The sequence below is a fragment of the Methanolobus vulcani genome (assembly GCF_006546655.1).
Classification (GTDB): Archaea; Halobacteriota; Methanosarcinia; order Methanosarcinales; family Methanosarcinaceae; genus Methanolobus; species Methanolobus vulcani_A.
Map to the genome: position 1 here is coordinate 370,765 of NZ_VIAQ01000015.1, position 25,835 is coordinate 396,599.

A 25,835-nucleotide genomic window follows, 5' to 3' on the forward strand; every position below is an offset into this window, starting at 1 on the left:
GGTATAATCATGGACGTAAAAGATGTAATGAACACTGAAGTTGTAACCTGTTCCTCTGAAACACCTATCAGGGAGGTAGCACAACTCCTGAAGCAGGAAAAGATCAGTGGTCTTCCGGTAGTGGATGGCGACAAGGTAATTGGCATTGTTTCAGAGGGAGACATTCTTAAACTGCTTGAGGTTCCTGAACATGGTGGTCTGTGGCTTCCAAGTCCTTTTGAGGTTATCGAAGTACCAATTCGCGAGCTGCTCAACTGGGAAGAGACCAAGGACATGCTTGAGGACTTTGGTTCAAAACCTATCAAGGAAATAATGACCAAGAGTGTTTACGCAGTAGGTCCTGATACATTCATCGAGGATGCTGCCACAATCCTGAGCAAACACAAGATCAACCGTCTTCCTGTAGTAAACGAGGATGGCACGCTTGTGGGCATTGTAACACGTGGTGACATCATCGCCGGTCTCGGACAATTGTGAGTTCGGCCAAATTCTAACTATAAAAATTACAATTACAAAAAGATATTCAAATCGAGCAGAAGGCATATCATGAAATTCATTGAAGGCGGTATCTGTGCTGTAAAAGGCGTGCGTGCCGGTGGAATCAAACCCGGAAAGATGGGACTGGCAATCATTCAGGCAGAAGGAAACGCTGCCGGAGTCTACACCAGGAACAAGGTTATTGCAGCTCCTCTTGTAGTAACAAGGGAGCATATCGCAAAGACCGGCAGACTCTCAGGCGTGATTGTGAACAGCGGCAATGCCAATGCTTTCACAGGTGTTCAGGGTCTCGCAGATGCAAGGATCATGGCATCTGCCCTCGCATCAAAACTCGATGTCAGCGAGGAACTCATAGGTGTGGCTTCCACAGGTGTTGTAGGTCGCAAACTTGACACCGGGTGGATAAGTGCTCATATTGACGAGGTTCTTGACTCGCTGGGTGAAGACGGCGATGCAAGCATGAAAGCAGCACGATCAATCATGACAACCGACACAGTCCCAAAGGAAATTGCAATCGAGATGGATTGTGGCATCCGCATAGCTGGCATTGCCAAAGGTGCCGGTATGATCGAGCCGAACATGGGTACAATGCTTGCTTTCGTGTATACCGATGCAGAAGTTCACCCTGATGTATTACAGTCATGCCTGGCTGTTGCCGTTGACAAGAGTTTCAATATGATAGTAGTAGACGGTGACACAAGCACCAACGATATGGTACTTGTGACAGCCACAGGACAATCCGGCATCACTCCTGAAGTTTCTGACCTTCAGGCAGGTCTTGACTTTGTTCTCACCGAGCTGGCAAAGATGATAGCAGTTGATGGTGAAGGTGCTACCAAGCTCATTGAATCTAAGGTAACTGGTGCAGCAACAGAAGAGGATGCATGTCTTGTAACCAAAGCAATTGTTCGCTCTCCACTTGTAAAAACCGCAATATTCGGTCAGGATCCAAACTGGGGACGCATTGTAGTTGCAGCAGGCTATTCGGGTGCTGATATTATACCTGAGAAGATCTCCCTTTCATTCTCAGCAGGAACCGAGGTTGTGGAACTTGTAAAGGACGGTGAGGTTGTCAGGAACGATGACGAAACCCTTTCCAAATTAAAAGAGATCATGGCAGAGGATGAAATTTACATCATCACCGACCTTGGCATGGGTGATAAGAGTGCAACTGCGTGGGGTTGTGACCTGACCTACGATTATGTCAGGATAAATGCAGAGTATACAACCTGACCATATTACCTGATTACTAATTTAATTGACAATTATTGATTTCGAGGAAGATAATGTACAAGATATATGTGGACGGTCAACACGGAACGACCGGCTTACTGGTAAACGAGCGTCTGGCAAAGCACCCGGAAGTAGAGATACTGGAGATTCCATACGAAGAGCGTCATAACAGGGAGCTGAGAACCAAGCTGCTCAATGAGGCAGATCTGGTGTTCCTGTGTCTGCCGGATGAAGCTGTTGCAGACACTGTAGGTCTGGTAACAAATCCTGATACAAGGATCATTGATGCATCCACAGCAAACCGTACAAACGATTCATGGGCTTATGGGTTGCCTGAACTCTCTGCCAAACACAGGGGAAATGTAGCCGGAGCAAGCAGGGTTTCAAATCCTGGTTGTCACGCAAGCGCATCCGTAGTTGCACTTTATCCTCTTGTGGAAGAAGGTATCATTTCAAAGGACACAGCAGTTCCGTTGTTCTCAATCACCGGATACACCGGTGGTGGAAAAAAGATGATCGAAACATACGAGACTACAGAAGAACAAGCTTACAAAGCTCCAAGGCAGTATGCACTTGGTCTGACACATAAACATGTGCCAGAGGTCAGAGTACGCTGCGGTCTTAATGTAAATCCGATTCTCATGCCTGTTGTTTCTAATTTCCCAAGGGGATTGGCAGTTACATTACCTCTATCAGTGAAAGATCTGGAAAAAACTGTAACAAAGCAGGACTTGTATGAGATCTACCAGAAATATTTCGGAGATTCAATATTCATCCGCGTTCACGTAGTAGACGACGCTGATGACCTTGTAGACAATGCTTTTGATGTTCAGGGAAGCAACGACACCAATTATTCTGATATTTATATCTACGGCAACGATGAACAGATTCAGATAATCTCACGTCTGGACAACCTTGGCAAAGGTGCATCAGGTGCTGCAATACAGAACATGAACATCATGCTTGGCATGGATGAAACGACCGGTCTCCTTTGAGATCGGTTAATTAATTCTTTAAATCGCATTTTTTATTTCTTCTTCATTTTTCCACAATTTTCTCTCATCCATTGCGTATAAATACTCTCTAAACAATTAATATCAATTGGGTGAAATAATGGAGATTGAGGAATGGGAAAAACGTTACGTTGAAGCCGTTTCCACTGTAAAGGGCGAGCTTTCAAACGTACAGGGCGTGTTCGTGGCTTATAACAGCAACGTTGATGCCATGAAGCATGTGCGCAAGGATGACATCAAAAAGCTCACAAGTATCATTGGTTATGAGCAAGTGAGGGAAAGAATAATCGCTTATCCTCGTGAGATCAACGAACCGGCTGATTTTCTGGCAAGACTTATAATCGCAATGCGAGACGGTAAAGCTGCCGAGGTTCCAACTTATACATCTGACCTTCATGAATGGCTCATGGACAACATGGTCTTTGACTCTGCACGCATGGGCGGTCAGGCAGGAATAATCTCAAACTTACTTGCAAACCTTGGTGTGAAGAATGTAATTACTTATGTTCCCTGGCTATCAAAAGATCAGGCGGATTATTTTGTCGATTCTCCAAACCTGAAACATCCTGTTATAGAGAACGGCAAGCTATATCTTAAGCATCCAAAGGAAGCATACGATCCCGATCAAAAGTCTAAGATCAATTGGATACTTGAATTCTCCAAAGGTATGCGTTTCAGATGTTCAGGTGAAGAGTTTGTGGTTCCAAGAGACAATCGACTTATAGTTTCATCAAGACCAAAATGGCTGCGCATTGACATGAGTCCTGAAATGTACGAGCAGCTTTCTGATATCAGGGAAGACATAGACGGTGCAATACTTTCAGGTTACCAGATGATCAAGGAAGAGTATGATGATGGCACCACATACAAGGATTATGTGGAGCGTGCTGTTAATGTAATAGAACGCCTGAAAGGCTGTAATCCTCAGATGCGACTGCATGTGGAATTTACATCCATACAGAACAAGGTGATTCGTAAGGCATTACTCACAGAGATTGTCAAAAAGCATGTAACTTCTCTTGGTCTTGACACCGTGGAAGTTGCAAACGCCCTCAATGTCCTTGGTTATGAGGAACTGGCATATTCTGTTATCAACAAAGGCGAGAACAGCATAGTTTCACTTTATGAAGGCGCTGTAATGTTACTCAAGGAACTGGAGCTTCAGAGAGTGCATATCCACTCACTTGGGTTCTACATTTGCGTTGTCTCAAAGGACCATCCACTTGATGCAGATGCACATCGTCAGGCACTACTTTTCGCATCAGCCGTGGCAGCTACACAGGCTGCGACAGGTAATATTACAAGTATCGATGACACGGATATTGGCCTTGGTGTACCGGTTTATGATGAGGGTTACAAGGACCTTATAGAACTTGAGAAGCACCTGGTCAGGAACAATATCTGTTCGGCTGAAGATTTCGAGGACGGATGCATAAGCGCGCCGGATCACAATCTTATAATTGTCCCGTCCAAGGTTGTAAAAGACCCTGTTGCAACGGTTGGAATTGGTGATGCTATCTCAGCAGGTGCTTTTGTTGCTTTACTGGCAAAAATGCCAAAAATAAACGTATGCAGAATAACGGAGTAACTGATGAATATTCTCTGTGCTTATAATGCCAATATCGATTCAATTTACCATATAGGTGGCAGTGAACTGTCTAATATAATCACAGAATTTGAGGTCGAAGATTCTGCATTTTCAGATACACTCCAAAAAAAACTCGCTTATCCTCCCGGTTCAATTTCTTCAAAATCTGATTTTCTTGCAGGTCTTCTCACCTGTATGCGCGAAGGTTCAGGCGCAGAGTGGATGATAAAAGACTCAGCTGTGTTTGAATGGATTAAGAAGACCTTCATTGATGGCTCTTTTATGAGGATGGGCGGTAATATGGGAATAATGTCCAACGTCCTTTCAGAACTTGGAGCTTCCAGGGTTGTCCCTAATGTAGCAAGTCTATCGAAGTTGCAGCTTTCTTTTTTTTCCAATAAGGCGATTTATCTTCCATTTGAAGGCAAACTCTACAAAAGCTCAGAACTGCAAAAAATACTTCCGGTAAATACCAATAAACCAGAGCTCATACATTTTGTTTTTGATTTCAGTAAAGGCGATGTAGTGTCCTTTTCAGGACATGAGTTCACTATTCCAAGGGAAAACAGGTTCATAGCAACCTACGACCCGTTGAATTTTGAACTTCATATGGATGAAGAATTCAGGAAATATTCATTGGCTCATATTGTAGAAATTGATGGAGCTATAATTTCCGGTTATCATATGCTTCAGGAGAATGAGAATGATTCATCTCATAATAATTCTTCAAATATTTCTCCAGACTATAAGGAAAAACTGGATTCATCCTTGAAGCAACTTCAAAGCTGGAAAAATATTCGCAAGGATTTGTACATCCATGTTGAATTCGGTCATTTTTCATCAGATGACATTGCATTATATGCTTTCTCTAAATTATCAACCGTCGTCGATAGAATAGGGATGAATGAAGATGAACTTGCCATGCTTGCAGGATTAAATGGCATGGATCCAAAACCAATTCTTGAAATGGATTCGGTGGGAATTGCAGGTGCTGCAATTTCTTTATGCAAGGATTCGGGACTTTGCAGGATGCTTGTTCATACAAGGGAACTCGTCCTTTCCGTATCATGCGTTAATAACGATGACCCTGAAATTATAATCGAGGCAATGAATTTCGGAGCCTCATGCGCTGCGGCTTTTGCATGTTCCGGTAAACTTGCCGACAGAAATACATTGCTTGAAATTGCATCTAAGATTCCGGAAAGTGAATTTGGCAAAAAGGAAACTGCAAAAATGGCACAAAACATTGAGGATAAATGGCAGTGCAGTACTGTATGTGGAATACATAATTCATATCAGGTAGCTATTGTTCCGACACGTATCTGTGACGAGCCAGTTTCAACCGTGGGGCTTGGTGACACCATATCAGCCGCTATTTTTTTAAGGGAGCTTGAACTCAGTTCCTGACATGTACACTCTTTTCTCAGAGAATTTCAATCTGGATTATACTCTTGATTGCGGGCAGGTCTTTCGCTGGGATCTTGTTGATGGCTGGTGGACAGGGGTTGTGAATGGTCACGTCGCAAGGTTACAGCAGGATAAGGGCAATGGTGAGGTTCTGGTGGACTGTTCTTTGCCTAAAGAATTCTTTGAGAATTACTTCCGCTTTGATGATGACCTTGATTCCATTCTTCAGGAAGTGAATAAGGATGAATTCATGGATGAAGCCATAAACAAATACATGGGGCTACATCTTATCAGGCAGGATCCATGGGAGTGTCTGATATCATACATGCTTGCAACTGCATGGAGTATTCCTAACATCAAGCGTGCAATATCCCTGATGTGTGAGAACTACGGGAAGGAAATTGAAGACGGTTACTTCAGTTTTCCTGAACCGCATGCACTTGTTCATGCATGTGATGAAGATCTGCGGGCCTGCAAACTTGGTTTTAGGGGTGGCCGTGTGATAAAAGCTGCAAAGCATGTTGAGGATGGCACTCTAATTCTTGATGACATTTTTAAGGTGGACTACGAGGAAGCCAAACAGCGACTTATGTTCCTTGAGGGTATCGGGGAAAAAGTTGCTGATTGTATTCTTCTTTTTGCATTTGAGAAAATGGAGGCATTTCCTGTGGACACTCATGTTGAAAAGGTTGTGAAAACAGTTTACGGTCACCATGAATATTTCAATGGGAATGCCACAAAAAGCAAGATTGGAAACTGGGGAAGAATGTATTTTGGCAGATACTGTGGCTACGCACAGCAGTATTTCTTCTACCAGAAAAGGCTTGAAGGACTCTGAAATCTACATTTGCAGGTCAGGCTAACAATAAACTGAAAGGTAATTTATCTTCCCTGTTCCCATTTTCGGAGAAATTTTCTGAAATTGGGATCATTGACCTTGGCAATATCTGTATTTTCAAGTATGGTGAATCCTGATTCTACTGTTTTACAAAGATGTTTTCCCAGAGAACATTGCTGTAGCTTTCCTTCAAGCAGCTCTTTTGCTGTAGTGAATTTGCGTCTGATATCAGCAATATAGAATCCATCCTCTATGTAGAGGGAGAATAATTCATCTGAACCTACGTATTTGTCTTTGAATCCTTTTGCATGTGCATAGGACCAGACCGGAGGTCCTCTGTGTTTCTTGACAAATGGGAGTTGGGATGTGGTAAGTTCTATTAGTATTATTGCTTCTTCATTTGCCCAGTATCCTGAATTTATCACATGAAATTCATACTCTTCAAAGAGTGCACGGATAGCTTGTTCCATTTTGTCCAGCTGGGGATATAATATATCATCCACCAGATCGGGGGGATTGAAATATATAGCAACGAACGCACTTCTCCTTGAGTTTATCATTTTGATTATCTCGTCATCTGACATTGGTTCTTTGCATTTAGGGAAGAAGTACTCTTCAGAAGGTTCATCATAATAAGATCTGCAGGCATCTATGAACCTTGCAAATTGGTTAAGCGAAAGTGCTGCTGCTACATTTCTTTTTGGATCAGTGGGATCAACGACAACCAGAGGGTCTTCGTGTTTTAATGTTCCGTGCTCCAGCATGTCTATTACAAGTCCCGGTTTCCAGTTGCATGCACTGATGATCAGGTTGCGGAATGAACCATAGTGGACTATGAGAAGTTCAGTTAAGTAACCTGAAAATCCCTGAGTTCGAAGTTCTGAACCATAGGTGCCGGTACCTTTCATGAACTGTTTCATTATGAGAACATCATCCTCTCTGCCGGTGATGCTCATTTTGATGAATTCATTGTGGAATGGTGTCCTGTCGACTGCGGATTTTATCTCTGCTGCGGACTCAACAGCAAAACAGGGTACAAGATCAACATCGAAACCTTTGTAATGTATATTAAGGTATGGGTGCTCTGCATATCGTTCTTCAACGTTTGTTCCATTTTCTGCAACTTCTCTTGCAATCAGGAGTCCGTTTTCTTCCAGTTCTTCACGACTCGCACTTTCAGGAAATGATATGAAAACATCAAGGTCGTGTGTGCCTGATATCCATGTGTTTCTGGCTGCAGAACCCACGAGTTTTGGGACTATGCCCTCTATTCCATTTATTCTCGCAACGGTGCTGACTCTAGCAAGTAGTTCAGAAGCAACTTCCTGTAATTTCTCTTTTTCAGCAGGACTGGGTTTAATCCTTTCAAGTACTTGTTCTTCTAGTGTCATTTTTGATCCTGGGATTTGAACCCTTATAACGAGGGCCAGTTATAAAAAAGTAATGAAATTTTTATAAAAAAAGTTAGCCACAACTTTAGTAGCTGGCAATAGACATCTTAGCAGATGCCTGTATTTTCTTTCTTGATCACATGATTATAGTTCTTGTAACCAAGAATTTCAGCTATCATATCTGTGTGCTGGCCTTTAACTTGTTCCAGTTCTTCTGAGGAATAATCCGTTATGCCTTTTGCAAAGACTTTGCCTTCACAGATAATCTCAACAATTTCTCCTCTGTCAAATTCTCCGTTTACCTTTGTAACTCCGGAAGGCAGGAGGCTCATGCTGTTGAGTATTGCTTCCTTTGCACCTGTATCTACTTCGATAGAACCACATGCTTTTGAAAGCAGTATCCAGCGTATCCTGTTTTTGTAAACTTCCTGATTGGCAAGGAATAGTGTTCCAATTTCTTCTCCCGAAAGCACTTTTGTAACCACATTCTCAGTAGCACTGTTTGCAATTATCAGGTAGCAGCCTGACATATAGCAAATCTTGGCGGCCTCGATTTTTGTCCTCATGCCGCCAACACCTTTCATACTGGTAGGGCTGCCTCCAAAGCTTTCGATTTCAGGAGTTATTTCCTCCACAAGGTTCAGGAGTTTTGCATCGTCGTTGCGTTTTGGGTTTTTATCGTATAAACCGTCAATGTCAGAAAGGATAATAAGGAGGTCAGCCTCCATTTTACTAGCAAGCATTGCAGAAAGCTTGTCATTATCACCGAATGTTGCCTCAATCTCATGAACTGAAGTACTGTCGTTCTCGTTGATGATTGGTATGACTCCATAGCTTAGCAGGGTTGATATGCTGTTCCTGAGGTTAAGATAGGTGAGCCTGTTTGAGAAAGAGTCGTATGTCAGGAGTATCTGGGCTACTTTCAGGTTGTGTTTTGCAAAGGAGCTGCACCACTGCTGCATGAGCACGCTTTGACCAACGGCAGCACATGCCTGTCTTACCGGTATCTCTTTGGGACGACTGTCAAAATCAAGAATGTCAATACCTATTCCGATGGCTCCGGAACTTACAAGTATGACCTTCTTTCCCATTTCATGGAGTTCGGCAACCTGGGCGGCCATATTCTCCATGAACAGCTGGTTGAGCTTTCCGTCTTCTGTATTGATGGATGACGTTCCTATTTTAACAACAATCTTGTTTACATCTTTGAAGAGCTCTTTCCTGTCGTGCAAAAGTGATGCTCCTGCGTGTTTATGTTAACCTGTTTTATTTTCTGGAAACTGCATCACCGACTTTCTTGTTGAGCGTGCGGTGTGTGTATTTCTTTGCTTCAGGACCGACGTAGTCAGCAACTTTGTCGCCATTGCCTACGAGTATGTACTTGTAGATGAGAAGTCCTTCCATTCCAACAGGACCACGTGCATGTATCTTGTTTGTGCTGATTCCGACTTCTGCTCCTTTTCCATAACGGAATCCGTCTGCGAATCTGGTTGATGCGTTAAGCATTACACTTGACGAATCGATGAGGTCAGTGAATTTCTTCTTCTTGTGGTCATTCTCTGTGATTATGCCGTCAGTGTGGTGTGAGCCATAGTGGTTGATGTGCTCGATGGCTTCATCCATTGATTCAACTATCTTGATGGAGAGTGTGAGGTCGTTGTATTCGGTTCTCCAGTCGTCCTCAACGGCTCGGACTATGCTTTTAAGGAAGTCTATTTGCCCGAGCATCTCAAAGGATGCTTCGTCACAGCGCATCTGGACACCTGCTTCATCATACATTCTTGCCATCTTTGGCAGGAATTTGTCAGCAATTTTTGCATTTACAAGCAGTGTCTCCATTGCGTTACAGACGGCAGGGTACTGCACTTTAGAGTCAAAACAGACTTCGTATGCTTTTGAAAGGTCTGCTTCATCGTCAACATAAACATGGCAGATTCCGTCTGCGTGTCCGAGAACTGGAATCTTTGTGTTGTCCTGCATGTATTTGACAAATGCATTTGATCCTCTTGGAATGAGCAGGTCGATGTATGCATCCATACTAAGGATGTCGTTGACCTCTTCCCTTGTTTCCATGAGCTGGAACGCACCGGTTGGCATTCCTTTTGTGGTTTCTGCAGCTTCATTTAATAAGTCGAAAATTACACGGTTGGAATTGAGGGCCTCGCTTCCACCTTTGAATATGGTTGCATTGCCACTTTTAAGACATAAGGACATGACCTGTGGAACTACATCCGGACGTGCTTCAAATATTACTCCTATAAGTCCGATCGGGCAGCTTACCTGGTAAAGTTCAAGTCCCTGATCAAGTTCGAGTGCATCAATAGTTTTGCCTACCGGATCTTCGAGTTTGATTACATCACGGATTCCCTCTATCATTCCGCTGATCTTGCTGTCGTTGACCTTGAGCCTGTCCACGAGAGCCTGGGAAAGTTCGCCTTTCCTTTTGAGTTTCTCTGCTGCTTCAATGTCTTTCTGGTTTGCTTCGAGTATCTTATCGCGATTATCGTCAAGTGCCTGTGCCATTGCTTCAAGAGCTTCATTCTTTGTGTCTGTACTGACACTTGCAAGAATGATGGACGCCTTCTTTGCCTCAATGACCTTTTCTTCAATTTCAAGAACCATGAATAAACCACCCTGGGTTTGTTAAAAGAGTGCTGTCAGACTATATTGATTATTACTCTACTATAGATAAACTAGTAGACATTTTTACAAGTATACTTGTAGACATTGCACATAGTTCTTTGGTTTTATATTTGTCGATTATGATTGTATTATAATTACTGGCAATTGAAAAGTGGATACATACATTTATTTAAAATCCACAGATTTATTTTTGATGGCATTATGTAGGATAAAATTTTATGGGAAGAAAGCTCTTACGATGTATTAATTATTTTTTCATCATAACAAGGGGTATTGTATGGTAGTTACGGGAGAAGTAATTGGCTATATTATTGGTCTTTTTGGGGTCGTTTTAGCTTTATATTCGATAATAAAGCAGAAAAAACTTGAAGAAAGGCTCAAAGAAAAGGAAAAGCTCAAATTATTCTCTACAAAAATAAAAGATGAGTTGTTTTTTAGAATTGATTGTTTTTCTGAAATAACGAATCCCCATGATGATGAAGATACTTATTATCAACTTGACTCTTTAGGAAGAGATGTTATCGCAACATCCTACGAAAACAAACAGTCTGATGTGATAGTTGAAACTTCTACTGAAATTCGTCTAAAAGCCTCTTGTGAAACTGAATCTCAAAAGGAAAAAGAACTGTCAGCTGAAAATAAGGATTTTATATTTACTTCTTTAGTAGAAGGTAAATGTAATAATATGAGTTTGTGGTGCTCAACAAATAGTAGTTCTGGTTTAGTTTATGATATGGATGGTCTATTTATTAGAAATCTTCTTAGTGCTTTAGATGAATTGGATAAATTAGAACATGAGTTCAGACACGTTATTCAGGAGTTTAAACCTGAGTTATTTTTGAATTTAAGAACATGTATTCAAAATATATTCCATGAGATTGTGGAATCTGCGTCCTATTACAAGGAAATTGTTGTTCATATAACTGATTTTGATAAAGCTGATGATATTGGATTATGGATTTACAATCTCTACTTAGGAATGGATAAAGTGCTTCCTCTAATAGAGGAGCTAAAAGAAATAGAAGAAAATCTGGATAAGTTTAGAGAGAAATTGGTTCTTACAAGTTATACATAAGTTTTCTCACTTCACCATTACACAATCCACTCCACCACAGCCATTACAATCTCAATAGCTATCAGCACAATAACTATCCATTCCAGATAATTGGAGTGCTGGATTCTGACCTCATCGGAGAGCATCGCATAATTGTCTCTTATAACATCGATTTTATGATTTACGCTCTCAGTCCACTGGTCGCTTCTTAGTGTTTTCAGTACGGTTGAATAGACTTTTGCATAATATACATCTTCAGTGACCTTGATCAGATTGTTTACCTTCTCGGTGACTTCAGAAAGGGCAGCGTTATCCTGCATGAGTTGTGTCATTATTGTCCTGTATTGCTGCCTTCTTTTGAAGAACGGAAGTTTATCTGCAAGAGTAATGTCATCGTACATTTTTTCCATACGCCTGCTCAGTTCCCTGTCATAGTAACGCAGCTCAAATACCTGCACATTTGCAAACTCAATAAGATCAAAAAGGTCAGTAGGATTATCAGGGTCACAGATCAAGGCGGAGTCCCAGGAAAATATAGCACGGTCATTTTTAGTATAACTATGTGTGGATTTGAGAATTTCTTCTCTCATCTGCGGTGAAAAATCTATATTTTCACCCGCAAGCAGAGGAATTGGGTCGATAGACTCATCAATCCAGTCCATGTGGTATGTGGTATAGTCCTCAAAGAAATCCGGGCTGAGTGAAAACCCTTTGATATGCGGTTTGAGTATATCTGCCAGAGTATTGAGGTGTGAAAGGAACAAATCCTCAAGTCCTTCCTGCTCAGAGAACAACAGTGCCGTGTCCTCAAGGAATTCAAAGTTTGCATCTTCTTTCTCATAAGCAAAACACAGGCTGATAGCACCAACACGGAAAATACGTGCGAAAACAGAGAACCTAAAGTTCTCTCCTTCCTTCTCCACACTGCACTCTCCGAGTCGGATAGACAATGGTGGAACATCCATAATAATAGATGTTGGTCTGACACGCACAAAACTCGCTCTTTTTGTGGTGAAACTGCTGGCAAGTTCTTTTTCAAGCCAGTCAAGGTCAATATCCAGTCCAATGTCATAGATCCTGTAAAAACGAATCGTTATCATGGATTTTTGTCTTCCTGTGGAGAACTATACTTGATATTGCACGGTGTAAGCTTATAAAGCTTTACAGGAAGCTGATGATTTTGATATCTCTCGTTCAGCTATTAGTAAATCACTATGGGCTGATATGTGTTAACATGTCACATTCTTCCAGATATCTTTATCAATAATCATTTTGTATGACTTGGCAGGAGATTAACATGAGCACACGCGAGTACATGCTGGGAAACGTTGCAATTGCACGCGGTATCGTGGAAGGAGGCGGACAGGTCATATCCGGTTATCCCGGAACACCGTCCTCTGAGATCATCGGTACACTGGCAGGGATGAAGGAAAGAGACTTTTACGTAGAGTGGTCGGTCAATGAGAAAGTTGCCCTTGAAGTAGCAGCAGGTGCTGCAATGGCTGGCGTGCGTTCAGTAGTAACCATGAAACACGTCGGATTAAATGTAGCTGCTGATCCATTACTCACCCTTGCTTACATGGGTGTCAAAGGCAGCATGATAATAATCGTTGCAGACGATCCTTCATGCCATTCATCACAAAATGAGCAGGACACCCGCAGATACTCACAATTCTCACTCATACCATGTCTTGACCCTTCCACACCACAGGAAGCCAAGGACATGATTCCATACGCATTCGAATTCTCAAACAAGGTCCAGATGCCTGTTATCTTCAGGCCGACAACCCGTATTTCCCACGGGAAATCAGATATTGAGCTTGGACCTGTGGAAGAAACAAGACCTGCAGCAGAGTTCGTAAAGGACCTTGAAAGATGGGTTATGGTTCCAAAGAATGCAAGGGTACAGCATGTTCATCTGCTTGAGATTCAGAAAACCATGCAGGAAGAGTTGGAAAACTCTCCATGGAACTCATTGGAACTTGTTGACGGCGCAAAGGTAGGAGTCATAGCATCAGGTATTGCTTCAGTTTATGCAAAGGAAGCTATTATTAAACAGGGTATCAAAGCATCATTCCTCAAGATCGGAACCTATCCTGTTCCTGAGAACAAGATACGCACTCTCCTTGAGAATACGGAGAAAGTAATCATTTTCGAGGAAATGGAGCCAATAGTTGAGGAACAGGTCAGAATAATTGCACAGCAGACAGGTTCTACTGTAGATATCGTCGGCAAGATGCCAGGGCCGGTTCCAAGAGTATACGAACTGAACACCGATATCTGTGCAGACGTTCTTGCAGAGGTTCTTGAACTTGAAAGACCGGATGTTCCTGCAGAAGTCTCAGAGGACTCCGATTATGACCGTTGCAGGATTGACCTGCCAATGCGTCCTCCTGTCATGTGTCCGGGATGTTCCCACAGGGCAAGTTTCCATGTCATGAAAAAAGTCTACGGCAAGGATGCGATTTTCCCAAGTGATATTGGATGTTACACACTGGGTATCCAGAGCGGCACAGTTGACACAACACTCTGTATGGGTGGAAGCATAACCGTAGCAAGCGGAATGTATCATGCAGGAGAGAAAAAACCGATATGCTGTTCAATTGGAGATTCAACATTCTTCCACACTGGAATGAATGGCCTGCTCAATGCTATCTATAATAAAGCAGACATCACAGTAACTATAGTGGATAACCGCATCACTGCAATGACCGGTCATCAGCCAAATCCTGGGATGGGTAAGCTTGTAACAGGTGAGCCAACAATTGAAGTTTCTCTTGAGGAATTGTGTAAGGGTATGGGTGCCGGTTTTGTGGAAACGGTTGATCCCTATGACCTTGAGAAATGTGAAGAGGTCTTCAAAAGGGCAAAAGAATACAAGGGTACATCGGTTGTCATTACAAGACAGTATTGTGTTATTGATGCAAAGCGTTCCGGTATTCGCAGGAAACCATTTACTATCGATGCTGAGAAATGTGTCGGCTGCAAACTCTGTGTAAACCTCGGCTGTCCTGCAATTGAGTTTGACACTACTACAAAGAAAGCATCTATCAATGCAATGTGTACCGGCTGTGGAGTATGTGCAGCCCTGTGTAAATTTGATGCTATCACGGAGGTGAAGAAATGAGTGCTGAAGGAATATCTAAATTTGATCTTGTCATCGCCGGTGTGGGTGGACAGGGTACTGTCCTTGCATCAGACATAATCGGTAAGGCTGCTGTAAAGGAAAACATGTCCGTACGTGCAGCAGAAACACATGGAATGGCACAGCGTGGCGGATCTGTTGTAAATCACATCAGGCTTGGCTGTGAACTTGGTTCCATGATCCCGATGAAAGGAGCTGACGTTCTGCTTGCACTTGAACCAAGTGAGGCACTCAGGTATCTTGAATTCCTTTCTGATGATGGTACTATAATAGTAAACACCGACCCCATACATCCGGTAACAGTGACTTCAGGACAGTGTACCTATCCTGATGTCGATGCAATCATTGCAAAGCTGGAAGAAACCCACAAGGTCAAAGCTTTCAATGCAACTGAGCTTGCAAAGGAGGCAGGTCATCCACAGTCCATGAACGTTGCCATGGTTGGTGCAGTCTCAAGCTATCTTCCTGTTTCTATTGATACTCTGGTTGAATGTGTCAGGGAACTTGTTCCTCAGAAGAGCATTGATATCAACGTTAAGGCTTTTGAGATGGGCCGGGATATAACTCAAGGATGATCTTATCATCCTGTTAATCTTTTATTTTTCTTTGTTTGACTTTGATTTATTTTCATTTTTGAATATTTCTTAGGCATGCGTAGCTATATACAATCTCAACTTTTAATATTATATTCATCTTCTTATTTTACGTAAAGTCTTTAAACAATATTGACCTATATTTACTTGTATCATATATTGCGGGAGAATTAAATATGGCATCAGTTGGACAAAAATTGTTAGATGTTCCATTTGGGGACATGATAAAAGAGATGGCCTTTGCCATCGCAGAAGGGCAGACTGCACTTGATATGAATTCTATCAATGTCGCACAGGCCCTTGCAGAGACAGAACTAGAGGCTGGAAGTGTAATTCTCTATATAGAGGAAACAGTGGATGAGGATAATAACGTCACTGCAACTGATGTGGTAACGAACGATCAACCAATGTCACTGTTGACCTATGGTCTGGAGCCACGTTTCTATGAATTCACTGAATCTATCATTGAGGTAAAGATGACAATCTCAATGAAGAGGGAGTATTCTACAGAAAGGAAATATGGCCGGGAATTCAAGTTCACCAATGAATCAAAGATTAAAGGTAGCTACCAGTCCGGTGGGCTTGCAGGTCTTCTCTTCGGTAAGGCCAAGGTAAGTGCTGAGAATACCACTAATGTTGCATACACATCTACTTACGATGCAACATACAAGTCCAAGTATACTTTCAATGAATCGGGCACCAGTCTTCTGAGAACTACCCTTAAGCCAGTACCTCCTCCAGAAAGAGCTGTTCCTACGGTTCGTGTGAAAGAGGCTACTGAGTAATAAAGGTCTTATCAATGCAGTCATAGTCTGCATTGGCCATTTATTTTTACGATGATCGAGGGGGTAGTATATTGCCATCCAGTAGTAACGTGAATATTGAAGAGGTACTTGTCAGCCCTCTTTCTACAATATTAAGTGAGATGGGTAAATCTATTGCTCAGACTCAAAAAGCAATGGATAAAAACTCAATTGACACTCAGATAGAGTTATCCAGTGATGAAGTTCTTAAAGATTACAATCTGGAAGCTACATGGTATCATCTTCCTGAAGTGGATATTGAACTCAAGATGACTCTTTCTATGTCATATGAAGAAGAAAAAGATTCCAAAGGCCTTGTTCGCGGATACAAACGTATTCTGAAGGCAGCGCCATTAAATGCATCATATAAATCACTAAATTCTTATGATGTAGAGGGTTCAAGTGTCCTGAAAGCCAAGATTGTATCAGTACCACCATCTTACCGTGTAACGGAAGAGTGAGCGCAGGAGGGTTGGAATGGTTGATATTACTGATCTCAGGAAAAATCTTGAAAGTCTTAACAAAGCAACTACGGCTGCAGCAAAAAGAAAAAGTTATCTTCTTGCTGAAAGAACTATTGCAGCTATGGAGTCTGAATATGAAAGTATCAATAACGACCTTATCTCTAAAACAGCTACACTTGAAGATCTTCAGAAAGAAAATCTTGCTTTAAAACAGGAATATTTGATATTGGATAGTCGTGTAAAGGATATCATCAATGAGAAGCTGGAACTTGAGAAAAAGTTGGAACAAATATCACGTACTAGGCCAGAACTTTCATCGGAAAACCTGGTAAAAGCATTTAGTGATTCGCTTCAGAGTATGGAATCCTCTCTTATAGGGAGTTCTTCACGGGTAAATTATAGTGTTAGTTCTATGAATATCAAACTCAAGACAAATATTGCTATGAGTGGCAATGATCTTCGTTTCCAGTTACCTAAAGCAGATGATCTTATTCCTGCGAGTAACTTGAGTGAGGTTGAATTCACTATTAGTTCATCATCAAAGACTCCCGACTTCAACAGCTATGAAGATGTACCTGATGTTGTAGGTCTGGAACTTGATGCTGCACTTACTATTATCAAAGAAGCAGGTTTTGTGCAGGGAGAAATTATTGAAAAGGAAAGTGATTTTGTACAGGGTACTGTACTTTCACAGATGCCTTCTGGCAATTCTGTTGCAAAGCCCGGTGATACTGTTGATCTGGTAATTTCAAAGATTACATCTGTGGAGGTTCCTGATCTGACAGGTAATACTCTCGCAGTTGTCAGGAAATCATTGGAAGAGCGTGGTCTGTCCCTGGGCAAGGTGACTGAGCAGGTGAATTCCTTGAAAGCTGGCACGGTTATAGGTCAGTCTGTTGAAGCAGGCATTTATGCAGATATTGGAACTGCCATAGATCTTGTTGTTGCAAGTTCAAATATAGAGTTTGCTGCAGTTTCCGGAAGTACTGCTGTAAGGCCCGTATCAACGTCGGTTGCTAGATCACCAGTAAGTGTGGGTGCAAGGATTAGTTCCACAAGAAAATCTGTTCTTCGGAAGTAGCAGTAATGCCTGTTGAAACTCATCTTGTGAGGGTTGCAGACAATGCAACCCCTTCCCAGATAGAAGGAATACTGAAAGCTTTAGTAAGTATAGGTGGCAGAGTTGATGTTATTGCAAATAAAAGTATAATTGCTACTTTTGATGGTGACTATTCCGAGGTCATCAAACGCAAACCTGGTGTTCTCCTTGTCGGAGGGGTTAATTTCAGGGGTCGAACAGTGAGAAAAGTTATCAAACGGAACCCACAATGATTAGAATATTGTGGACTCAGGTTCTTATTCCCTACATATTATAGTGCGAAGATTAGTTTCGCAGTATTTGGTAGCAAGAGCTTCTCTAAAAAATAATCACAGGTTAATGCCTGCAATATGTTCTTTTATTTGTTCTCTCATCTCTTCTTTATTAAGGGCAAAGTCAATTACGGCTTTGACATATTCTACTTTGTCACCGGTGTCATATCTTTTTCCCATGAACTTGTAAGCATAGACTTTTTGTTCTTCATTTAAAAGGCGTATTCCGTCAGTTAACTGAATCTCATTGCCTACTCCTTTGTCTGTCTGCATGATGCAGTCCAGTATTTCGGGTGTGAATACGTATCTTCCGATTGCACCGATGTTTGAAGGTGCTTCTTGTGGGGATGGCTTCTCTATAATATCTTCCAGGATGTAAAGTGAATCTTCCACTGGTTGGCCTTTGATTATTCCATAACTCCCGGTTTTTTCGATTGGAACTTCTTCTACTGCAATTGTCGAGCGACCATATTTCATGAAATTATCGATGAGTTGTTTTGTGCATGGTTTCTTATTTACTATAATGTCATCACCAAGGAGGACTGCAAAAGGTTCGTCATTAATATGCTTTTTAGCAGTAAGGATGGCATCTCCAAGTCCATTAGGCTCTTTCTGGCGGATGTAGTGTATATCTACCATGGAAGATATGTCCTGTACGATTTTCAGGAGCTTTTCATTATTCTTTTGACGAAGGTGATTCTCAAGTTCGGGGGAATCGTCAAAATAATCTTCAATTGAACGTTTACTTCTGCCTGTTACAAATATTATATCATCAATGCCGGATGCTATGGCTTCTTCTACCACATAATGGATTACCGGAATATCAATTATAGGTAACATCTCTTTGGGCATGGATTTTGTGGCAGGCAGGAATCTGGTTCCCATTCCTGCAACAGGTATCACTGCTTTTTTAATTTCCACTTTTTAACTCCTGATTTTCTGGTGTAGGCTATGTCCTGTAATATATCTTGTTTCTCTGATGAACTTTATGTATATATAATCTATACATATAGTATTATTCTGATATTTTTAAATCATCCTTATCTGTAAATATGATTTACATTTTCCGGGATTATTGGATTAATTAATCTATTGCTTATGCGCAGTGTTCATATCGGATCAGGAGTATTTTACCACTGAAAAATTATTTGTTTAGTATAAATTGTGCCCATTTGTATTTCAGTCTATTTTTCTTGCAAAGGGTTTATATATTATATATTCCTTTAATGGCGCAGCGTAGATTACGTAGGAATATGTAATTCTACATGTATTAAGATTACAGTGCGAAAAAGTCGGATTTAACATGAAGTATAATTGGGCCTCTTCAGGAATGCCCGCTTACACATAAGGTGTTAAAATACTGGGATGTTTAAATCTTTTCGAGATGACCCCTCAGTAGTTCCTTTGGGCTACGAAGGTCTGGTGATGACTGGAATATTGTACAGATTCGGCGTTGAATGCGTATCATGTGAATACGTGGAGTCCGCCTTATCTAGTCTTCTTCCTGATTGTTTCCGGTTCCTGCCTGACTTTCTCGCGTAAATTGGCCTATGCAAAATTGCATAGACCTGCCAAGAAGAAAATGTGTAAATTAGGAGAATAATAATGGCAAAAGGACATAGACCAAAACGAGGATCACTCGCTTTCAGTCCACGCGTAAGAGCAAAAAGCCACGTACCAAGGTTTAACTCATGGCCAGAAGCAGCTGGGGAACCAAAGCTCCAGGACTTTGCAGGCTATAAGGTAGGTATGACCCATGTGGTAATGGTAGATGACACAAAGAACAGCCTCACAGAAGGTATGGAGATCTCAGTTCCTGTAACTGTTGTAGAAACTCCGGTTGTTCGTGTTGCTGCAATTCGTGCTTATGGAAAATCCACACACGGTGAGAAGGCACTTTCTGAAGCATGGGCAGCTGATCTTGATGAGGGCCTGGGCAAGACTATTGCACTTCCAAAAGAGTCAAACACTGAAGAGGCTCTTGGTAAACTCGAAAGTCTGGTTGATGAAGGTAAGGTTACAGACGTAAAAGTCATCACATATACTTTACCAAAGAAGCTTACAGGTGTTCCAAAGAAGAATGCTGACATTATGGAAACTGCAGTAAGCGGTTCTGATGTTAAGGCAAAACTCGAGTACGCAAAATCCGTACTTGGAGCCGAGATTAAAATTACCGACGTTTTTAATGAAGGTGCATTTGTTGACGTGGCAGCTATCACAACCGGTAAGGGTACCCAGGGTCCTGTAAAGAGATGGGGTATCAACCTGCAGAAGAACAAGCACTCACGTCAGGGAAGTCTCAGGCAGATAGGTACACTTGGTCCTTTCCGTCCTGCTATTGTAAGGTGGACAGTACCTGCGATGGGTCAGATGGGTTATCATCAGAGGACTGAATACAACAAGCGTATTCTTAAGGTAGGCGAAAATGGAGAAGAGATTACTCCTGCCGGCGGTTTCCTTAACTACGGTCTTGTGCGTGGCGAATACATCCTCATCAAGGGAAGCATTCCAGGTCCTTCTAAGAGACTTGTAAGACTTAGAGATCCTATGAGGTCAAAGGTGCCTGCTATGGGTGAACCTGAAATTGTTCACGTAAGCACACAGTCCAAGCAGGGGTGAACTGAATGGTTACAGCAAATATTATAGATTTATCAGGAAACACAAAGGGTGAAGTTGAACTTCCTGTTGTGTTCGATGAAGTATACAGACCAGACCTTATTAAAAGAGCAGTTCTTGCAGCTCAGGGTAACAGGTACCAGCCATATGGTCCAAGAATGTACTCCGGTATGGATACATCTGCACGCTCCTGGGGTTCAGGAAGAGGTGTAGCCCAGCTCCCAAGGATTGCAAATGGCAGCCGTGCAGCAAGAATACCTCAGGCAGTAGGCGGTAGGAGGGCACACCCACCAAAGCCAGAAGCAGACAGGACTGAAAAGGTCAACAAGAAGGAAAGACGTATGGCTATTCGCTCAGCAATTGCTGCAACATCAGATGCAGAACTTGTAAAGGCACGTGGTCACAGGTTCGAAGCCCAGCTTCCTTTTGTAGCTGCAGATGAATTTGAGAATGTTGAAAAGACCAAGGATGTAGTAAGCTTCCTCCAGAATGCAGGTCTTTACGATGATGTACTCCGTGCAAAGGACGGAAGGAACATTCGTGCAGGAAAGGGTAAGCTCAGAGGAAGGAGATTCAAGAACAAGAAGAGTGTTCTTATCGTTGCAACATGTGACAGTCCAATCATGAAGTCTGCAAGGAATCTTGCAGGTGTGGATGTAGTTTCAGTCGATTCACTGAACGCTGAGGTTCTCGCACCAGGTACTCATGCAGGTAGGCTGACAGTCTGGACAGAGTCTGCAATCTCTACTCTTGGAGGGATGTTCGAATGAACGTCATCAAATATCCGTTTATTACTGAAAAAGCAATGATGCTGCTGGATGATAACAAACTTCAGTTTATTGTTGACTCCCGCGCAAACAAGAAGCAGATCAAGGCCGATGTAATGAAGATGTACGGATTCCCTGTAACATCTGTCTGCACAATGAGCACAATGAAGGGTCTTAAGAAAGCTATCGTTACTTTCGAAGGATCTGATGCAGCTCATGAAATTGCAACCCGTATTGGCCTGATGTGAGGTGGACGTAAATGACAAAGAGAATCATATCACAGAACAGGGGTCGCGGAACTCCTACATACAGGGCTCCATCACACAAGTACAAAGCTGCACTTAAACACCCACGTGTCGATGAAGAAGACACATTGTACGGTACAGTTATTGAGATTACACATGATCCGGCTCGTTCAGCACCAATCGTCAAAGTTTCTTTTGAAAATGGTGAAGAGCGCCTGGTTCTTGCTCCTGAAGGTATCGCAGTTGGTGAGAAGATCGCCTGCGGAATTTCAGCTGAGATTAAACCTGGTAACATCCTGCCTCTTGCAGAGATCCCGGAAGGTATTCCAGTCTGTAATATTGAGTCCAAGCCAAATGACGGCGGACACTTCGCACGCGCATCAGGTGCTTATGCAACAGTTGTTTCCCACGACCGCGGAAAGACTGTTGTCCAGATGCCATCAGGTGAGATGAAGTGGTTAAATCCTAAATGCCGTGCAACAATCGGTATTGTTGCTGGTGGTGGAAGGGTAGACAGGCCATTCCTTAAGGCAGGTAAGAAGTACCACAAGATGAAGACAAGAGCTGCAAAGTATCCTCGTGTATCAGGTGTTGCTATGAATACCATTGACCACCCATTTGGTGGAGGTAACCGCAAGCACCCTGGTAAGCCAACAACAGTTGGAAGGAACGCACCTCCTGGACGTAAGGTAGGTCAGATAGCAGCACGCAGGACCGGAAAGCGTTAACCGGAGGCTAATATATGGCAAGAAAATCATCATCAAGATTACCAAAACGAAAAGGTGAATATACCTACCGTGGAAAGACGGTAGCAGAACTCGTGGCTCTGGACACAGATGAGTTCATCGGCATGCTTCCTGCACGTGAACGCCGCACTCTTAAGAGGGGCTACACAGAGGGTAGGAAGGATGTCGTCCAGAAGCTCAAAGATGGTAAAGACAACTTGAAGACTCATTACAGGGATATTATTATCTTCCCTGATATGGTCGGCAAGAATGTAGAAGTATACAACGGCAAGTCATTTGTGGCATTTGAGATACAGCCGGAAATGATCGGACACAGGTTCGGAGAATTCGCACCAACCAGACCAAAGGTTTCCCATGGTAGTGCTGGTGTAGGAGCAACTCGTTCAAGCAAGTTCGTGCCACTTAAGTAAGGTGAGATAAATGGCAAGAATTGGATATTCAATTGAAATGGACTCTGCTGTAAGTTCAAAGGCAATGGGTTCTGAGCTTCACATCTCCCCGAAAAAGTCACGTGAACTCTGTAAAGCGATCAAAGGCATGCGTTCCAGTGTTGCCCAGAAGTACCTTGAAGATGTAGTGATTCTGAAGCAGGCAGTACCTTTCAAGAGACACTGCGATGGTTCAGGTCACAGAAAAGGTCCAATGGCAACTGGTAGGTACCCTGTAAAGGTTGCCGAGGCATTCCTTAAGATTCTGGAAAATGCAAAGAGCAATGCTGAATACAAGGGACTTGACCCTGAGCACATGTATATTGCACATGCTGCTGCAAAACGCGGACGTGTGATTCATGGTATGAGACCAAGAGCACGCGGACGTGGCAGTCCAAGTAACACAGAGACTGTGAACGTTGAGATTATTTTGAATGAGGTGCGCTAATGGCAATAGAGAAGAAATTCGTTCAGGAAGGATACGTAAAAGCTTCAATGAACGAATATTTCGCAAAACAGCTCAGCAAAGCAGGTTACGGTGGGATGGAGATCAACCGTACTCCTATGGGAACTCAGATCACTGTATATGCTGAGAAGCCAGGCATGGTCATTGGTAAAGCTGGTAAGGTCATCCGTAAGCTGACACGTGATATCGATAGGATGTACGACATTGACAATCCACAAATCGATGCACAGGAAGTCAGAAAGCCGGAACTTAATGCTCAGATGATGGCAAGCCGCCTTGCTTCTTCCATTGAAAGAGGCTGGTATTTCAGAAAAGCCGGTCATAATACCCTCAGGGCTATTATGAACTCCGGTGCACTGGGCTGTGAGATAGTTATTTCAGGTAAATTGACAGGTGCTAGGTCAAGGGTTGAAAAACTCGTTGACGGATACATCAAGCACGCTGGAAAACCTGCTGAAGATATGGTTGATGAGGGATTCGCAGTAGCTGTCAAGAAGCTGGGAACCCTTGGATGTAAAGTAAGAATCATTTCTCCAGGTGTTGTACTTCCTGATGCATTTGATATCAGAACCGATGTTGTGGACGAGGTCGTAGAAGCAGCTTCACCAGAAGTTGCAAAGGCTGATGTCACAGAACTTGTTGGTAAAGAGTCAGAAGGCGAGGTTGCAGACGAAGAGGAGACAGTGGAAGTTGCCGAAGAGGCTGCAGAAGCAGGAGTCGCAGAAGAAGCTTCAGCTGAGGAAGTTGAGGAAGAATCCTGTGCAGAAGAGGTATCTGAATCTGATGATTCAATTCCGGTAGAGGATCTCGGAGATGAACAGCGCAGACTGGTTGATGGTGTATGGCAGCACAAGCACGAAGGCTATGACTATTGGCACCCGGTTGCACGTGTTCACAAGGAGGGATAAGCAATGGCAATTCTTCGCATGAACGAGATCAGGGATATGTCCCCGGAAGAAAGAATGGACGAGCTTGAAAAGATGAGAGATGAGCTTATTCGTGAACGCGCTCTTTCATCTGCAGGTGGTGCTCCTGACAACCCTGGTAGGATTGGGGAACTCAGGAGGACTGTTGCAAGGGTAAAGACAGTCCAGAAGGAAATGAAGGAGATCTGACTTGGAGATCACTCCTTCAAATCTGGTTTTCCATGAACTAATCGGATTACAGGTGAAAATTGCAGAGTCAGGTAATCCTGCACTGGAAACAATAAGTGGAAAAGTGGTCGATGAAACAAGGAATATGCTGATAATTCAGACAAAGGAAGGAATTGAAAAAATGGTTCAAAAAAACGGTACAACCTTTGTGTTTCAGATACCTGCCCACCTGTCCGGTAAACATGCTGAGAGGTATGTCAAAGTAAATGGAAACCTTCTGCTCTCACAACCTGAGAACAGGACAAAGAACATAAGAAAAATACACATGAGGTAATAATCATGGTTAAAGATATTGGATTGGATGTCCCTACTCCTGAAGAGGAGTGCGATGATGTCAATTGTCCTTTCCACGGAGAACTTCCGGTTCGCGGACAGGTCCTTGTAGGGACTGTAGTTAGCGATAAAATGGACAAGACAGTGGTCATCCAGCGTAAACATGAAGTGCTGATCAAAAAGTATCAGAGATATGAGAAGAGGCAATCCAAGATCCACGCACACAATCCTCCATGCATTGATGCAAAGGTTGGAGATGTTGTGACAGTGGCAGAATGCAGGCCTCTTAGTAAGACAAAATCATATGTAGTCATCAAGGCGGAGGCACAGGAATGAGGGGAATTAGATCCACCGTTCCACGTGCACTCAACGCAGGTGCTAAAATCGACTGTATCGATAATACAGGTGCACGTGTAGTTGAGATTATTTCTGTAAAAGGCTACAGAGGTGTTAAGAACAGACACCCAAGGGCTGGTATAGGCAATATGTGCGTTGTTTCCGTAAAGAAAGGAACTCCGGAGATGCGCAAACAGATTCTCCTTGCAGTGGTTGTACGCCAGAAGCAGGAGTTTCGCCGTCCAGACGGTCTGAGGGTTTCCTTTGAAGACAATGCAGTAGTTATTGTTGACAAGGATGGAATTCCAAAGGGAACTGACTTTAAAGGACCTGTTGCAAGAGAAGCTGCAGAAAGGTTCCCAAAGATCGGTACAACCGCATCTATTGTAGTGTGAGGTGTGAATAATGGTATCAAATCAGCCAAGAAAACAGAGGAAGGCAAGATTTACTGCTCCTCTGCACATCAAGCAGAAATACATGGGTGCTTCTCTTTCCAAGGATCTCCGTGACAAATATGGCCGCCGCAGTGCAAATGTTATCGTCGGAGATACTGTGAAGGTAATGCGTGGGGATCATGCAGGAACTACCGGTAAGGTAGAGGCAATTTCCCTGAAGCATGGAACCATTGTCGTTGAAGGAGTTACAGTTTCCAAGGCAGATGGAACTGAGGTTGCAAGACCTGTCTACCCTTCAAATGTGATGATCACAACCCTCGATATGAAAGATAAACGCAGAGAAGAAGTAATCAATAACAGGTGATTTT

General features: G+C 42.7%; 30 protein-coding genes. 25 read left to right on the forward strand and 5 right to left on the reverse strand.

Translation table 11 applies throughout. The features are described 5' to 3' along the window. Positions 1 to 9 precede the first annotated feature (9 nt). From FKV42_RS09140 to FKV42_RS09165, 6 genes are all read left to right on the forward strand, one after another. Positions 10 to 477, forward strand: coding sequence for a CBS domain-containing protein (locus tag FKV42_RS09140; RefSeq protein ID WP_154809913.1), 468 nt, complete (start codon positions 10 to 12; stop codon positions 475 to 477). Between the two features lie 69 nt (positions 478 to 546). Then, positions 547 to 1,731 carry a bifunctional ornithine acetyltransferase/N-acetylglutamate synthase gene (argJ, locus tag FKV42_RS09145; RefSeq protein WP_154809914.1) on the forward strand — a complete coding sequence of 395 codons (1,185 nt, stop codon included), beginning with the start codon at positions 547 to 549 and terminating at the stop codon, positions 1,729 to 1,731. A gap of 53 nt (positions 1,732 to 1,784) precedes the next feature. Beyond that, complete coding sequence (gene argC, locus FKV42_RS09150; RefSeq protein ID WP_154809915.1) at positions 1,785 to 2,726, forward strand: N-acetyl-gamma-glutamyl-phosphate reductase; 942 nt, start codon at positions 1,785 to 1,787, stop codon at positions 2,724 to 2,726. Positions 2,727 to 2,844: 118 nt separating this feature from the next. Further along, positions 2,845 to 4,332: an ADP-specific phosphofructokinase gene (pfkC, locus tag FKV42_RS09155; protein ID WP_154809916.1), complete on the forward strand. Its 1,488-nt coding sequence runs from the start codon at positions 2,845 to 2,847 to the stop codon at positions 4,330 to 4,332. 3 nt (positions 4,333 to 4,335) lie between these two features. Continuing rightward, on the forward strand, positions 4,336 to 5,739 hold the full coding sequence (locus FKV42_RS09160) for an ADP-dependent glucokinase/phosphofructokinase (protein WP_154809917.1): 1,404 nt from the start codon (positions 4,336 to 4,338) through the stop codon (positions 5,737 to 5,739). After that, a complete protein-coding gene (locus tag FKV42_RS09165; protein WP_328287521.1) occupies positions 5,723 to 6,577 on the forward strand; it encodes a DNA-3-methyladenine glycosylase family protein in 855 nt (284 codons plus the stop codon). The genes FKV42_RS09160 and FKV42_RS09165 overlap by 17 nt, the downstream gene beginning before the upstream one ends. Positions 6,578 to 6,621: 44 nt before the next feature. On the opposite strand, the gene cca is transcribed toward FKV42_RS09165, so the two are convergent. The 3 genes from cca to FKV42_RS09180 form a co-directional block, all read right to left on the reverse strand. Continuing rightward, positions 6,622 to 7,968: a CCA tRNA nucleotidyltransferase gene (gene cca, locus FKV42_RS09170; protein ID WP_154809918.1), complete on the reverse strand. Its 1,347-nt coding sequence runs from the start codon at positions 7,966 to 7,968 to the stop codon at positions 6,622 to 6,624. 107 nt (positions 7,969 to 8,075) lie between these two features. Further along, positions 8,076 to 9,200, reverse strand: a complete 1,125-nt coding sequence (gene proB / locus FKV42_RS09175; RefSeq protein ID WP_154809919.1) for a glutamate 5-kinase — start codon at positions 9,198 to 9,200, stop codon at positions 8,076 to 8,078. A gap of 34 nt (positions 9,201 to 9,234) precedes the next feature. Beyond that, positions 9,235 to 10,590 (reverse strand): glutamate-5-semialdehyde dehydrogenase, encoded by a 1,356-nt coding sequence (locus FKV42_RS09180; RefSeq protein WP_154809920.1) that lies wholly within the window; start codon positions 10,588 to 10,590, stop codon positions 9,235 to 9,237. A gap of 298 nt (positions 10,591 to 10,888) precedes the next feature. Here FKV42_RS09180 and FKV42_RS09185 point away from each other — a divergent pair, with 298 nt between their 5' ends. Continuing rightward, a complete protein-coding gene (locus FKV42_RS09185) occupies positions 10,889 to 11,686 on the forward strand; it encodes a hypothetical protein (protein WP_154809921.1) in 798 nt (265 codons plus the stop codon). A gap of 17 nt (positions 11,687 to 11,703) precedes the next feature. Here the strand turns inward: FKV42_RS09185 and FKV42_RS09190 are convergent, their stop codons facing one another. Further along, positions 11,704 to 12,765, reverse strand: coding sequence for an RMD1 family protein (locus tag FKV42_RS09190; RefSeq protein ID WP_154809922.1), 1,062 nt, complete (start codon positions 12,763 to 12,765; stop codon positions 11,704 to 11,706). Between the two features lie 197 nt (positions 12,766 to 12,962). On the opposite strand from FKV42_RS09190, the gene iorA reads away from it, so the two are divergent. The 6 genes from iorA (at position 12,963) to FKV42_RS09220 (ending at position 18,002) form a co-directional block, all read left to right on the forward strand. Beyond that, positions 12,963 to 14,792: an indolepyruvate ferredoxin oxidoreductase subunit alpha gene (gene iorA, locus FKV42_RS09195; protein ID WP_154809923.1), complete on the forward strand. Its 1,830-nt coding sequence runs from the start codon at positions 12,963 to 12,965 to the stop codon at positions 14,790 to 14,792. After that, positions 14,789 to 15,385 (forward strand): indolepyruvate oxidoreductase subunit beta, encoded by a 597-nt coding sequence (locus FKV42_RS09200; protein ID WP_154809924.1) that lies wholly within the window; start codon positions 14,789 to 14,791, stop codon positions 15,383 to 15,385. Before iorA ends, FKV42_RS09200 begins: the two co-directional genes overlap by 4 nt. A gap of 194 nt (positions 15,386 to 15,579) precedes the next feature. Beyond that, positions 15,580 to 16,188 (forward strand): hypothetical protein, encoded by a 609-nt coding sequence (locus FKV42_RS09205; protein WP_154809925.1) that lies wholly within the window; start codon positions 15,580 to 15,582, stop codon positions 16,186 to 16,188. A 71-nt stretch (positions 16,189 to 16,259) separates the two neighbouring features. Next, positions 16,260 to 16,667, forward strand: coding sequence for a hypothetical protein (locus tag FKV42_RS09210; protein ID WP_230375578.1), 408 nt, complete (start codon positions 16,260 to 16,262; stop codon positions 16,665 to 16,667). Positions 16,668 to 16,683: 16 nt separating this feature from the next. Beyond that, a complete protein-coding gene (locus FKV42_RS09215; RefSeq protein WP_154809926.1) occupies positions 16,684 to 17,751 on the forward strand; it encodes a PASTA domain-containing protein in 1,068 nt (355 codons plus the stop codon). 5 nt (positions 17,752 to 17,756) lie between these two features. Then, entirely contained in the window at positions 17,757 to 18,002 is a 246-nt protein-coding gene (locus tag FKV42_RS09220) for a hypothetical protein (protein WP_154809927.1), read from the forward strand. A 96-nt stretch (positions 18,003 to 18,098) separates the two neighbouring features. Here the strand turns inward: FKV42_RS09220 and galU are convergent, their stop codons facing one another. Continuing rightward, the gene (gene galU, locus FKV42_RS09225; RefSeq protein ID WP_154809928.1) at positions 18,099 to 18,962 is read right to left on the reverse strand and encodes a UTP--glucose-1-phosphate uridylyltransferase GalU; all 864 of its coding nucleotides are present in this window, start codon (positions 18,960 to 18,962) and stop codon (positions 18,099 to 18,101) included. A 684-nt stretch (positions 18,963 to 19,646) separates the two neighbouring features. On the opposite strand from galU, the gene rpl3p reads away from it, so the two are divergent. Genes rpl3p through rplX form a run of 12 tightly spaced genes read left to right on the forward strand, consistent with a single transcriptional unit; the run spans position 19,647 to position 25,831 of the window. Then, positions 19,647 to 20,660 carry a 50S ribosomal protein L3 gene (gene rpl3p / locus FKV42_RS09230; RefSeq protein ID WP_154809929.1) on the forward strand — a complete coding sequence of 338 codons (1,014 nt, stop codon included), beginning with the start codon at positions 19,647 to 19,649 and terminating at the stop codon, positions 20,658 to 20,660. Between the two features lie 5 nt (positions 20,661 to 20,665). After that, a complete protein-coding gene (rpl4p, locus tag FKV42_RS09235; protein ID WP_154809930.1) occupies positions 20,666 to 21,427 on the forward strand; it encodes a 50S ribosomal protein L4 in 762 nt (253 codons plus the stop codon). Next, positions 21,424 to 21,672 (forward strand): 50S ribosomal protein L23, encoded by a 249-nt coding sequence (locus FKV42_RS09240; RefSeq protein WP_154809931.1) that lies wholly within the window; start codon positions 21,424 to 21,426, stop codon positions 21,670 to 21,672. The genes rpl4p and FKV42_RS09240 overlap by 4 nt, the downstream gene beginning before the upstream one ends. A gap of 11 nt (positions 21,673 to 21,683) precedes the next feature. Further along, positions 21,684 to 22,397 carry a 50S ribosomal protein L2 gene (locus tag FKV42_RS09245; RefSeq protein WP_154809932.1) on the forward strand — a complete coding sequence of 238 codons (714 nt, stop codon included), beginning with the start codon at positions 21,684 to 21,686 and terminating at the stop codon, positions 22,395 to 22,397. Positions 22,398 to 22,411: 14 nt separating this feature from the next. Continuing rightward, positions 22,412 to 22,825, forward strand: a complete 414-nt coding sequence (locus tag FKV42_RS09250) for a 30S ribosomal protein S19 (protein ID WP_154809933.1) — start codon at positions 22,412 to 22,414, stop codon at positions 22,823 to 22,825. Between the two features lie 10 nt (positions 22,826 to 22,835). Beyond that, on the forward strand, positions 22,836 to 23,291 hold the full coding sequence (locus tag FKV42_RS09255; RefSeq protein WP_154809934.1) for a 50S ribosomal protein L22: 456 nt from the start codon (positions 22,836 to 22,838) through the stop codon (positions 23,289 to 23,291). Beyond that, positions 23,291 to 24,217: a 30S ribosomal protein S3 gene (locus tag FKV42_RS09260; RefSeq protein ID WP_154809935.1), complete on the forward strand. Its 927-nt coding sequence runs from the start codon at positions 23,291 to 23,293 to the stop codon at positions 24,215 to 24,217. Before FKV42_RS09255 ends, FKV42_RS09260 begins: the two co-directional genes overlap by 1 nt. Before the next feature lie 3 nt (positions 24,218 to 24,220). After that, positions 24,221 to 24,424, forward strand: a complete 204-nt coding sequence (rpmC, locus tag FKV42_RS09265; protein ID WP_154809936.1) for a 50S ribosomal protein L29 — start codon at positions 24,221 to 24,223, stop codon at positions 24,422 to 24,424. A 1-nt stretch (position 24,425) separates the two neighbouring features. Continuing rightward, a complete protein-coding gene (rnp1, locus tag FKV42_RS09270; RefSeq protein ID WP_154809937.1) occupies positions 24,426 to 24,737 on the forward strand; it encodes a ribonuclease P protein component 1 in 312 nt (103 codons plus the stop codon). 5 nt (positions 24,738 to 24,742) lie between these two features. Then, a complete protein-coding gene (locus FKV42_RS09275) occupies positions 24,743 to 25,072 on the forward strand; it encodes a 30S ribosomal protein S17 (protein WP_154809938.1) in 330 nt (109 codons plus the stop codon). Then, positions 25,069 to 25,467, forward strand: a complete 399-nt coding sequence (locus FKV42_RS09280) for a 50S ribosomal protein L14 (RefSeq protein ID WP_154809939.1) — start codon at positions 25,069 to 25,071, stop codon at positions 25,465 to 25,467. Before FKV42_RS09275 ends, FKV42_RS09280 begins: the two co-directional genes overlap by 4 nt. Before the next feature lie 10 nt (positions 25,468 to 25,477). Beyond that, positions 25,478 to 25,831: a 50S ribosomal protein L24 gene (rplX, locus tag FKV42_RS09285; RefSeq protein ID WP_154809940.1), complete on the forward strand. Its 354-nt coding sequence runs from the start codon at positions 25,478 to 25,480 to the stop codon at positions 25,829 to 25,831. Positions 25,832 to 25,835: the final 4 nt, after the last annotated feature.

Coding starts and splice junctions, on each gene's coding strand:
- FKV42_RS09140 (WP_154809913.1), top strand. CDS start 10: ATGGACGTAAAAGATGTAATGAACACTGAAGTTGTAACCTGTTCCTCT.
- argJ (WP_154809914.1), top strand. CDS start 547: ATGAAATTCATTGAAGGCGGTATCTGTGCTGTAAAAGGCGTGCGTGCC.
- argC (WP_154809915.1), top strand. CDS start 1,785: ATGTACAAGATATATGTGGACGGTCAACACGGAACGACCGGCTTACTG.
- pfkC (WP_154809916.1), top strand. CDS start 2,845: ATGGAGATTGAGGAATGGGAAAAACGTTACGTTGAAGCCGTTTCCACT.
- FKV42_RS09160 (WP_154809917.1), top strand. CDS start 4,336: ATGAATATTCTCTGTGCTTATAATGCCAATATCGATTCAATTTACCAT.
- cca (WP_154809918.1), bottom strand. CDS start 7,968: ATGACACTAGAAGAACAAGTACTTGAAAGGATTAAACCCAGTCCTGCT.
- FKV42_RS09180 (WP_154809920.1), bottom strand. CDS start 10,590: ATGGTTCTTGAAATTGAAGAAAAGGTCATTGAGGCAAAGAAGGCGTCC.
- FKV42_RS09185 (WP_154809921.1), top strand. CDS start 10,889: ATGGTAGTTACGGGAGAAGTAATTGGCTATATTATTGGTCTTTTTGGG.
- FKV42_RS09190 (WP_154809922.1), bottom strand. CDS start 12,765: ATGATAACGATTCGTTTTTACAGGATCTATGACATTGGACTGGATATT.
- iorA (WP_154809923.1), top strand. CDS start 12,963: ATGAGCACACGCGAGTACATGCTGGGAAACGTTGCAATTGCACGCGGT.
- FKV42_RS09200 (WP_154809924.1), top strand. CDS start 14,789: ATGAGTGCTGAAGGAATATCTAAATTTGATCTTGTCATCGCCGGTGTG.
- FKV42_RS09205 (WP_154809925.1), top strand. CDS start 15,580: ATGGCATCAGTTGGACAAAAATTGTTAGATGTTCCATTTGGGGACATG.
- FKV42_RS09215 (WP_154809926.1), top strand. CDS start 16,684: ATGGTTGATATTACTGATCTCAGGAAAAATCTTGAAAGTCTTAACAAA.
- FKV42_RS09220 (WP_154809927.1), top strand. CDS start 17,757: ATGCCTGTTGAAACTCATCTTGTGAGGGTTGCAGACAATGCAACCCCT.
- rpl3p (WP_154809929.1), top strand. CDS start 19,647: ATGGCAAAAGGACATAGACCAAAACGAGGATCACTCGCTTTCAGTCCA.
- rpl4p (WP_154809930.1), top strand. CDS start 20,666: ATGGTTACAGCAAATATTATAGATTTATCAGGAAACACAAAGGGTGAA.
- FKV42_RS09240 (WP_154809931.1), top strand. CDS start 21,424: ATGAACGTCATCAAATATCCGTTTATTACTGAAAAAGCAATGATGCTG.
- FKV42_RS09245 (WP_154809932.1), top strand. CDS start 21,684: ATGACAAAGAGAATCATATCACAGAACAGGGGTCGCGGAACTCCTACA.
- FKV42_RS09250 (WP_154809933.1), top strand. CDS start 22,412: ATGGCAAGAAAATCATCATCAAGATTACCAAAACGAAAAGGTGAATAT.
- FKV42_RS09255 (WP_154809934.1), top strand. CDS start 22,836: ATGGCAAGAATTGGATATTCAATTGAAATGGACTCTGCTGTAAGTTCA.
- FKV42_RS09260 (WP_154809935.1), top strand. CDS start 23,291: ATGGCAATAGAGAAGAAATTCGTTCAGGAAGGATACGTAAAAGCTTCA.
- rpmC (WP_154809936.1), top strand. CDS start 24,221: ATGGCAATTCTTCGCATGAACGAGATCAGGGATATGTCCCCGGAAGAA.
- FKV42_RS09275 (WP_154809938.1), top strand. CDS start 24,743: ATGGTTAAAGATATTGGATTGGATGTCCCTACTCCTGAAGAGGAGTGC.
- FKV42_RS09280 (WP_154809939.1), top strand. CDS start 25,069: ATGAGGGGAATTAGATCCACCGTTCCACGTGCACTCAACGCAGGTGCT.
- rplX (WP_154809940.1), top strand. CDS start 25,478: ATGGTATCAAATCAGCCAAGAAAACAGAGGAAGGCAAGATTTACTGCT.